General features: G+C 39.0%; 9 protein-coding genes. 6 read left to right on the top strand and 3 right to left on the bottom strand.

Annotated elements, in window-relative coordinates:
- Positions 1-55 precede the first annotated feature (55 nt).
- Both HXT37_RS06745 and HXT37_RS06740 read left to right on the top strand, forming a co-directional pair.
- On the top strand, positions 56-775 hold the full coding sequence (locus HXT37_RS06745; RefSeq protein WP_421779505.1) for a nitroreductase family protein: 720 nt from the start codon (positions 56-58) through the stop codon (positions 773-775).
- 183 nt (positions 776-958) lie between these two features.
- A complete protein-coding gene (locus HXT37_RS06740; protein ID WP_116773608.1) occupies positions 959-1,360 on the top strand; it encodes an XRE family transcriptional regulator in 402 nt (133 codons plus the stop codon).
- A gap of 573 nt (positions 1,361-1,933) precedes the next feature.
- Here the strand turns inward: HXT37_RS06740 and HXT37_RS06735 are convergent.
- The 3 genes from HXT37_RS06735 to HXT37_RS06725 all read right to left on the bottom strand — a co-directional run bounded on the left by HXT37_RS06735 (position 1,934) and on the right by HXT37_RS06725 (position 4,295).
- A complete protein-coding gene (locus HXT37_RS06735; protein WP_004112863.1) occupies positions 1,934-2,305 on the bottom strand; it encodes a hypothetical protein in 372 nt (123 codons plus the stop codon).
- Between the two features lie 161 nt (positions 2,306-2,466).
- Positions 2,467-3,627, bottom strand: a complete 1,161-nt coding sequence (locus HXT37_RS06730) for a histidine kinase (protein WP_421779503.1) — start codon at positions 3,625-3,627, stop codon at positions 2,467-2,469.
- The gene (locus HXT37_RS06725; protein ID WP_004108214.1) at positions 3,624-4,295 is read right to left on the bottom strand and encodes a response regulator; all 672 of its coding nucleotides are present in this window, start codon (positions 4,293-4,295) and stop codon (positions 3,624-3,626) included. The genes HXT37_RS06730 and HXT37_RS06725 overlap by 4 nt, the downstream gene beginning before the upstream one ends.
- A gap of 476 nt (positions 4,296-4,771) precedes the next feature.
- On the opposite strand from HXT37_RS06725, the gene HXT37_RS06720 reads away from it, so the two are divergent.
- From HXT37_RS06720 to HXT37_RS06705, 4 genes are read left to right on the top strand one after another with little or no spacing between them, the layout of a single operon-like run.
- Positions 4,772-5,674 carry an efflux RND transporter periplasmic adaptor subunit gene (locus tag HXT37_RS06720; protein ID WP_102703486.1) on the top strand — a complete coding sequence of 301 codons (903 nt, stop codon included), beginning with the start codon at positions 4,772-4,774 and terminating at the stop codon, positions 5,672-5,674.
- Positions 5,671-6,381 carry an ABC transporter ATP-binding protein gene (locus HXT37_RS06715; RefSeq protein ID WP_102703485.1) on the top strand — a complete coding sequence of 237 codons (711 nt, stop codon included), beginning with the start codon at positions 5,671-5,673 and terminating at the stop codon, positions 6,379-6,381. Before HXT37_RS06720 ends, HXT37_RS06715 begins: the two co-directional genes overlap by 4 nt.
- Positions 6,365-7,576, top strand: coding sequence for an ABC transporter permease (locus HXT37_RS06710; protein ID WP_421779502.1), 1,212 nt, complete (start codon positions 6,365-6,367; stop codon positions 7,574-7,576). Before HXT37_RS06715 ends, HXT37_RS06710 begins: the two co-directional genes overlap by 17 nt.
- A gap of 27 nt (positions 7,577-7,603) precedes the next feature.
- The gene (locus tag HXT37_RS06705) at positions 7,604-8,128 is read left to right on the top strand and encodes a hypothetical protein (protein WP_102703483.1); all 525 of its coding nucleotides are present in this window, start codon (positions 7,604-7,606) and stop codon (positions 8,126-8,128) included.
- The last annotated feature ends 15 nt before the right edge of the window (positions 8,129-8,143 follow it).

Genomic DNA, 8,143 nt, shown 5'->3' with positions numbered 1-8,143 from the left:
TCGCGCAAACGCCAGGAAAGTACTGCGTGCATATTTGGTGCGATATACTAAAAGCATGACTACACAAACTTTTGAAGCACTCGCAAAGTCGCGATTTTCTGCACGTGATTTTCTAAATAAGCCCGTCGATTCTAAAATACTTGAAACTATTTTGCAAACAGCTGCACAATCACCGAGCTGGTCCAATACGCGTGGCTACATGCTCGCTATTGCTCAAGGAGAACGCAAGCAGCAGCTAATCGACGCATATGTGCAAAAATGCAAAGCAATGTTTCGCACTAAAGACGCTACCCTTAGCGAAGAAGAACGCCTTATAGCCCAGAAAATGAGCCAGCCGGATGGAGATTTTCCTGTAATGGCTCCGTATCCACAATCGCTTAAAGAACGCAGCGCTCGTTTAGGATTGGCGTTGTATAAACATTTAAATATTGATTGCAAAGATTTTCCTGCTCGAAATGCTCACACTTTGCGCAACTTCCAGGCGTTCGGTGCGCCAGTTATGGGATTTGTGCTTGTGCGCCGTGATTTTCTGCCGTTTGCTGCGCTGGATGCTGGAATTATGCTGCAAACGTTACTGTTGGCTGCCAAAGAGCAAGGTGTAGATTCATGCCCGCTTGGAGTTCTTGCTACATGGCGTTCGCCGCTTGACGAAGTATTCGACATTCCGCCGGAGTATGCGCTGATTACTGGTTTTGCGTTAGGGTATGCGTCTGGAGCGCACGTAAATGCTTTCCGCGCGGAGCATCCGCCAATCGAGCTTGCGCAGGAAAAGTAACTTCGCACAAACCAATCTATTTTGCAAAATCCAAAGTACTTTGGAAAATATCAGATAGAATTGCGCACATTGCGGTTATGGATTTATACGATTTTTTTGTATGCAACGCCTATTTACTGAATTGATAAATAGGCACACACTTATATGCGTGAAGCGAAAAGAGTTGGAGAAAAGACTTAATCAATGAGTGCTACTGAGCATGATAATGCAACGACTTGTTTGCAAATGGTGACCGCTATAGCTCGCAGATGCGATGGCTGGTGGGCTATAGAAGTGCCAGAAATACCAGGATTGTTTACTCAAGTACGTAGACTTGATCAGGTTGCAGCAATGGTAAAAGACGCTGCTGCAACTTTAAATGTTAAAGTCAATGGCGTGAAAGTAACTCCGAAACTTAGTGAGCAAGATGAGCTTATGCTTCAGCGCATGCTAGATGCAAAATCTGCAGCTATAAAAACTCAGCAAGAGGCATCTATGCTTATGCGTGAAACGGTTCACATACTAAGGAATCAGGGCTTGACGGTTCGTGATGTTGCAGAGCTTACGGGGGTTACTCCGCAGCGAATAAGTTCGCTTAAAGCTTAGTGATTCAAATCAATGTGGTTGAGACTATGCGCAAGTAAGTTGCTCAGTAGTGGGGTTATAGGCCAAAAAGTGTGTAAGAAATCATGTCTTAGACCTTGCAATACAAGGGTTTTGCGGTAATCGAATCTGTTTTCTGCACATTCGCCACCTGGACAAAAAGTGTGTAAAAATAAGCTCATAACCCTTATAGCAGTAAGGCTCGCAGTATATCGAATGTGGGTTATTTCTTATGTTAAGCGGCGTTCGAAGCATGTATTAGCTGAGTATTTAACAATAAATCGTCAAAGGCTGTTACTAACGCAGATTACGTACTGCACCAGTAACATATAACCGTTACTTTCTTAAGATACTTGACTGAGTTTTTAACAGTGCTGAGACTAGTTTATGCCACAGAATACTCATCAGCTTAGTTTTACACACTTTTTGACCTATAACCCCAGTAGTGTATAAACTCTATGCAAAACAAATAAATAACGGATAAATAAGTAAAGGTCAAGCCGTAGGATGCATGGCTACAACTTGACCTTTGAAAATTGCGATATGTTTTTAAGTTAAAATCGCAATCTAATGCTTTTATTTATTCTTGGCAATTCCAAGAGCTTTTGAACTTTCATCCTTGTCAAGGCCTATAAATAAAAGCACGATTATACCAATAATCAGCGGAACATAACCGTATCCAGATCCGTGGATTATGCCGAATATTTCCATAAGCCCATTTGCTATTACAGCTAGTGAGGATACGATAAAATATAGTTGCGCGCACCACGGTTTTTTAATGAGAAACATGGTTGCAAGTCCAAATAATCCAGCGATAATTTGAGGCACTCCCCATAGATAATCATTACGCATTACAATCAGCGCAATTCCGCTAGCAAGAAATACGCCATTGGCTATTGTCCAAAATACGGACGGAATTTGTGCTTTTGTATCTTCTAAATTACTCATATTCTTCTCCTTCTAATACAAGAAAATAATTGCGTATATAAAACCTTTACAATTTATAAATTAATGGCGCGCTAAAAGGTAAACAATATCTTGTATATGAAAACCTTTACAAATAATTACTAATTAAAACTACTCAAGATTCATTAATCTTTTAAACTGAATCAGTAAAGTATACTATTTATACAGTTATGTTCATTTTTTAAAGGTATAACTGCATTACATTCCCAATACTTACCAAAGGCTCGAAAATAGAGTGAACCGCCTAAATGCTTTATGGTATCGCGATGAAGCAGAAGTCCTTTTTGAGATACTGAGCGAATTGCATCTTTACTTTTTCCGCCCAAAAATCGAACATTGAACTGTTTTATAACAATTTGTTTTTTACGTATCGAAATTCTGATGTAATAAACTAAAGAAGCATATTTTCGCATGTTCAAATATAGTTCTTCGATTAATTCAATAACTTCACAGATGATTTCATCGCTAATGTCTTCAGGAATATCGTTACTAGATATATTGCATATGGATCTTCCTTTTAATTCACAAGATGTATTGATTGAGTCGTTCATTTGTAGTGTATCTTCGATGTGCTGAATGAACTCGCTTCGAGCATCTTGCTTAGCAGTATTTCCACGTAGAATGTCGATAATATTATGTCCTTCTTCAAAAGCCTGATCTGCCAAATCATTTATTGCCTCAATAGCACTTCGCTGTTTTTTAGAAATAGACTTGTCAAGTAATGCTATTTTACTTTGTAGTGCAATATCTGCAATCTTATTAGTTAATCTATCGTGCATTCGCACAGCCAGATGAAGATTATTAATTGTTTGCTTATCTTTTTCATAAAGAACCATTTTTTGGTGAGAAATACGCAAAATAATACCAGTGCAAACGCAAAATATATTTATTAAAAGGTAAGCAATAAGATACTTGAAAGATAAAGTTGATAGGTATCGGTATGCAACGTAGTGTAATGCGTCTATTACTAAGAATAAAGGTAGTGTAAATTGAATCGGATATAAATACGAAATAAAAACAAATGATATGATGAGCCCGAAAGTTACTGGTGGAAGATTCAGACTAGGAATAGCAAGAATGCTGAGATGCACAAAAATATAGCACATGCTCATAAAATGCGGAAGCAAGCAAAGGAACAGATTTATAGCAGCAAGAATCATGTAAACTATAACAAGTTGTATTGTGCTATTGTCGCTATTCGAGTAAATATACGCATCCATTGCGCTCGACAAACATCCCAATAGTAAAAATGTTTTATTGTCAATAAGCTTTTCTCGTAAACGACGCATTAAGAAAATAATCATTGTGTATCATTTCCTAAATATTCATCATGCAGCCATGTAGTAATAAGTTGTGAACGATTCGTCACATTCAGTTTTTTGAACACGCGACGAAGGATAGTTTCCACAGTACAAGTTTCAACAAATAAACGTTTAGCGATTTGCGCATTAGTCATTCCTCTACTGCACAACTTTACAATTTCAGTCTCATGATCCGTTAAAGCAAGGCGTCCATTTTTTGGCTTATTTTGCAAACGTTGAAATGCTGTCGTCGTGTCGTCAAAATGAAGATTGCCTATTATTTGTGGCTTGAATGTGCCATGGGCAATACTGCTAAGCATGGCGCAAATAGTTTCTGGGTGGTTCTTTCCAACAATGCCTTGTGCGCCTGCTGTTGATGCTTTTAAAGCATAATCGTTTATAGGGAATGAAGTTATAGCAATTATTATTGGGAGTGAGTATCTTCTTCGCAATTCGTATAATATTTTAATTCCCGAAACCCCAGACATATACATGTCAATTAGCAGCACGTCTGGGCATTGATTTTGACAAAATTGAATTGCTTGATTGGCGTACGCGGATAACCAGCAAATACTGCAGGACGGAACAACCTGCTCAATATATGTTTTTAGGCCGTGTAGACAAAAACAATCATCATCAACAATGCCAACAGTAATATGCTTTGCTATCATATTGCTCCTTTAGAAAAGCATTATTTAAGTAATAATAGTACTTGAATTTGTATGATGAATATCTTGTCTAGGAAAACCTTTACAAAGCAGATTGTATAAAGGTAGTTACTGGAGCTTACGGGGGGTTACTCCGCAGCGAATAAGTTCGATTAAAGCTTAGTGATTTAATCACAATGTGGTTGCGTCTATGCGCAAGCAAGTTGCTCAGTAGTGTATAAACTCTATGCAAAATAAATCATTCTCTGGTATTACGCAAGCTCCAATAATCATAAATAAAATCATCATTTAGTATGATGCAAACTCTTTACGGCGATTATAAGCTATTAACCAAGAGCTGAAATTCTAAATGAAGTGGTAATCATAAAAGCGTTAATTGCAGCATTGCCGAGCCTTTTATTTATTTTGGATCAGTTTGAGAGGCTTGTTTCGACGCATCCTATGTGTCTACGAGTTTGGAGAGTAAGGAACTTTGTGTTATGCGTAAGTTTACGAAAGTATTCTTGTTAGCTGCTCTGCCAGCGTGTTTGCTTACTGCATGCGCTGGTAGAGCAGTTGATGATAGTCAACAGCAGGCATCGCATGATTCAGTTCCACTTATTTCAGTCAAAAAACAGCCTTTAACACAAGTTGTGTCGGGTAAAGCAACAATAGAACAATCGTCTACCTTTGTTATCACTGCTGTAAGTAGAGGGAATTTTTCTCCATCGGTAAAAGCAGGAAGTGCTGTAAAAGCTGGAAGTATTTTAGGCTACAATGCTGGTAACAAAGTTATTGCTCCAGTAGACGCTAAAGTTGTGTCAGTGGCTGAATCATCTGCGGACGTGCCTAAATCTTTCCCGCTATTTACTCTTAAATATGAAGGTTTTTCAATAAGCCTTAACGCAAAAGCTTTACTTCGTTCTGCGGATATTGCAGATGTTAAAGGTCGCTTCCAAGTTGAAGATGGTGTTGGGCCAACCAATTGTTTGCAAATAGTACAAAGCGGTGGAACTTCTACAGATGTTGCAGCTTCGGGTAGTAGCAAGAATGATAATGCTGATTCAACTCAAACAGATGAGTCGAGTGCGCAAAGTACGCCTAGTGTATCGTCAAAAGTTTTAACGTGTTTAATAGATAAAAGCACAGAAGTAGAATCAGGCCAAAATGCGACGCTTGTTTTTAATGGCAAGCATAAACAATCGGTTCTAACTCTGCCTGTTAGTGCAGTTGCTGGAAGAGTCCAAAAAGGATTAGTCTCATACAAGAAAGGCGATAATTGGGAGCGTAAAGAAGTTGGTCTTGGAATCAGTGACGGCGCTAATATTGAAATTACGTCTGGTTTGCATGAGGGTGATGTTGTAGCAGGTGTTTCTCCTGATCTCATTCCAGGAGTGCAATGATTATGGAGAACAATCCTGTTCCACTGGTTGAACTACAAGACGTGTCAGCGCGTGTAAAACTAGGCAATGGCGAATGGCTTACCACTGTCAACTCTGCTTCTATGTTACTTAATCAAGGTGAAACATACGCGGTAGTTGGCAGGTCTGGCTCCGGCAAAACAAGTCTTATTTCTATTATTGGATTTTTGAATAAAAATTTTACTGGAAAATACTATTATTCTGGCAAATCAATCCAAAAGTGTAGTGATGCTACAGTATCGCATATGCGCGCTAGAAATATTGGTTTTGTTTTTCAAAACTATTCGCTTATTAAGCATTTAAGCATTAGAGAAAATGTTGAGTTGCCGCTTTTGTACGCAGGGCTACAACAAAGCAAGCAGACAAGAAGGAAAACGATAGAAGAAGCATTATGTGCTGTTGGATTGCAAGATAAACTAAATGAATACCCTGGAAGGCTATCAGGCGGTGAACAGCAGAGAGTCGCGATAGCGCGTGCTCTCGTCACTAATCCCGAATTACTTATTTGCGATGAGCCAACTGGTGCGCTCGATAGTAGCACGGGAGAAAAAGTGCTTCAAGTGTTGCATGATCGTGTTCAAGAATCTGGAACAACATTACTATTAGTCACTCATGATATGAAAGTGGCTCGTTCTTGCTCTCACATTTTTACTATGGAAGGCGGTGTTCTTTATGATCATGCTGCTTAAAGATTTGCGCCTGTCTCCTATGAGATCCTTCCTTACAGGTTTTTCAATGTTTATCGGCATCATTGCCGTTATTGCGTCAGTGCTTATTGGCACGGTTGGTAAGGACTATCTTATTGCAACTAACGAACAGCTAAACGGTCGTAGATCAACATACGAGATTACTTTTTCAGCACAAAATTTTGACGAATATTCAGTATTTAACAAATTCTTAAATCGCATTGAATCCGCAAATCGTAACGCTAACGTTATGCTACAACCAAACACTGGGCTACTGTTTAGCGCTTCTATGCCAGCTTTGAAGAGCGTAAAAATAAGCGAAGAATATAAAACTAGCAATCTTCAATATGTTGATGCTGTTTACACTACGTCAGGATACAATAAAGTTTATAACTTACCTATTGTAAGTGGAAGATGGTTTAGTAATAGCGCTAAAAGCAACGCATTAGAAATGGTAGTAAACCAATCTGCTAGCAAAAGATACAAGATTGGTGAAGTAGCATTTATTACTTCTCGCAAAACAACACAAATGAGTCCTATAAGGATTGTTGGAGTTGTGAACGATGGCGTAGACTCAGCAAAAGCATACGTGAATATTCTAGGCTTGTTACGTTACGCTCCAACTCTTTGGGAATATTCTGAAAAAGAAACTCACGGCTCAATCTACTGGTTAAATAAAGAAAATCGTTCTCAAAAATCAATTAAATCTTATGTTTCAGATGCTCTTTATGACTGTTGTGGTGGGCAAGTAAACGAAATTAGAAGACATGATAATAGTGATGATTACGAGAATGTGATAACAGTATTGCAATTAAGTTTTGCTATCGTAGCAGCATTATTGCTTTTTGTTTCCGCGCTAGGTTTAATCAATATTGGTTTAGCATCGTTGGAGCAGCGCACACATGAACTTCTTATACGCAGAGCTTTGGGTGCTACTAGATGGTCGATTGCTTCACTCGTGTTAGGCAGTGCGATTATTTTAGCGTTGATAGTTTCTATTGCTGCCGTCGCTGTTTCTTTTGGTCTTGTGTCTATAGCATCAAGTTTTTGGGATGCATCAAGCCCAGTTAGTCCGCCAGTTTACCCATATGAAGCCGCTATTGGAGCTGTTATTGCGGCTTTTATCACAGCACTTGCTGGAAGTGTGGTGCCGGCAATAAAAGCATCGCGTTTACAACCAGCATTAGCATTGCGTTAATTTTCAAAAAATAAGAAAGAAGGAATAATGAATAATCATACTATTGGTAAAGCAACTCTTATTGTTGGTGTGCTTAGTGCGCTTCTTATGTTCAATGCTTGTGGAGGAGTAGACAACAATAATGCGAGTGGTATGGGTGGCGCGCGCTCGCAAAATAGTTCGCCTAGAGAGATTGTTGATTTTGCTCATATAGAGAAGGAATATCAGGAATCTGTGGCAAAGCTTAGTTGGCCTGAAAAATATAAAGCTCCTGCAAACTTGGTTGGAGAAGAAAAAGACAGTCAGTTCCAGAGTGGATATGGCGATACGCAAGCATCTAATTATTATCAGTGTGCTTGGGAGCGGCAATGGCTAGACACGTATGCTAGTGATGAACAAGCGGCAAGTAAAGCTTTGCATGAGCTTGAAAAAGTGCCTAGCATGCCGTTTATGGGTCCAGATCGTTGTGATGATGCAACGCGAAACTTTTTCAAAGAGCACATGCGTAAAGCAAAACTTGGAGATCCATCAGGATTCCAACAGGATGTGCAAACTAATTGTCCTGTGATGTAATTGCATTTGTATAGC

Origin of the sequence: Gardnerella sp. DNF01151, from assembly GCF_049244235.1 — a bacterium.
Classification (GTDB): Bacteria; Actinomycetota; Actinomycetes; order Actinomycetales; family Bifidobacteriaceae; genus Bifidobacterium; species Bifidobacterium swidsinskii.
This window is presented reverse-complemented; position numbering and strand designations above follow the sequence as displayed.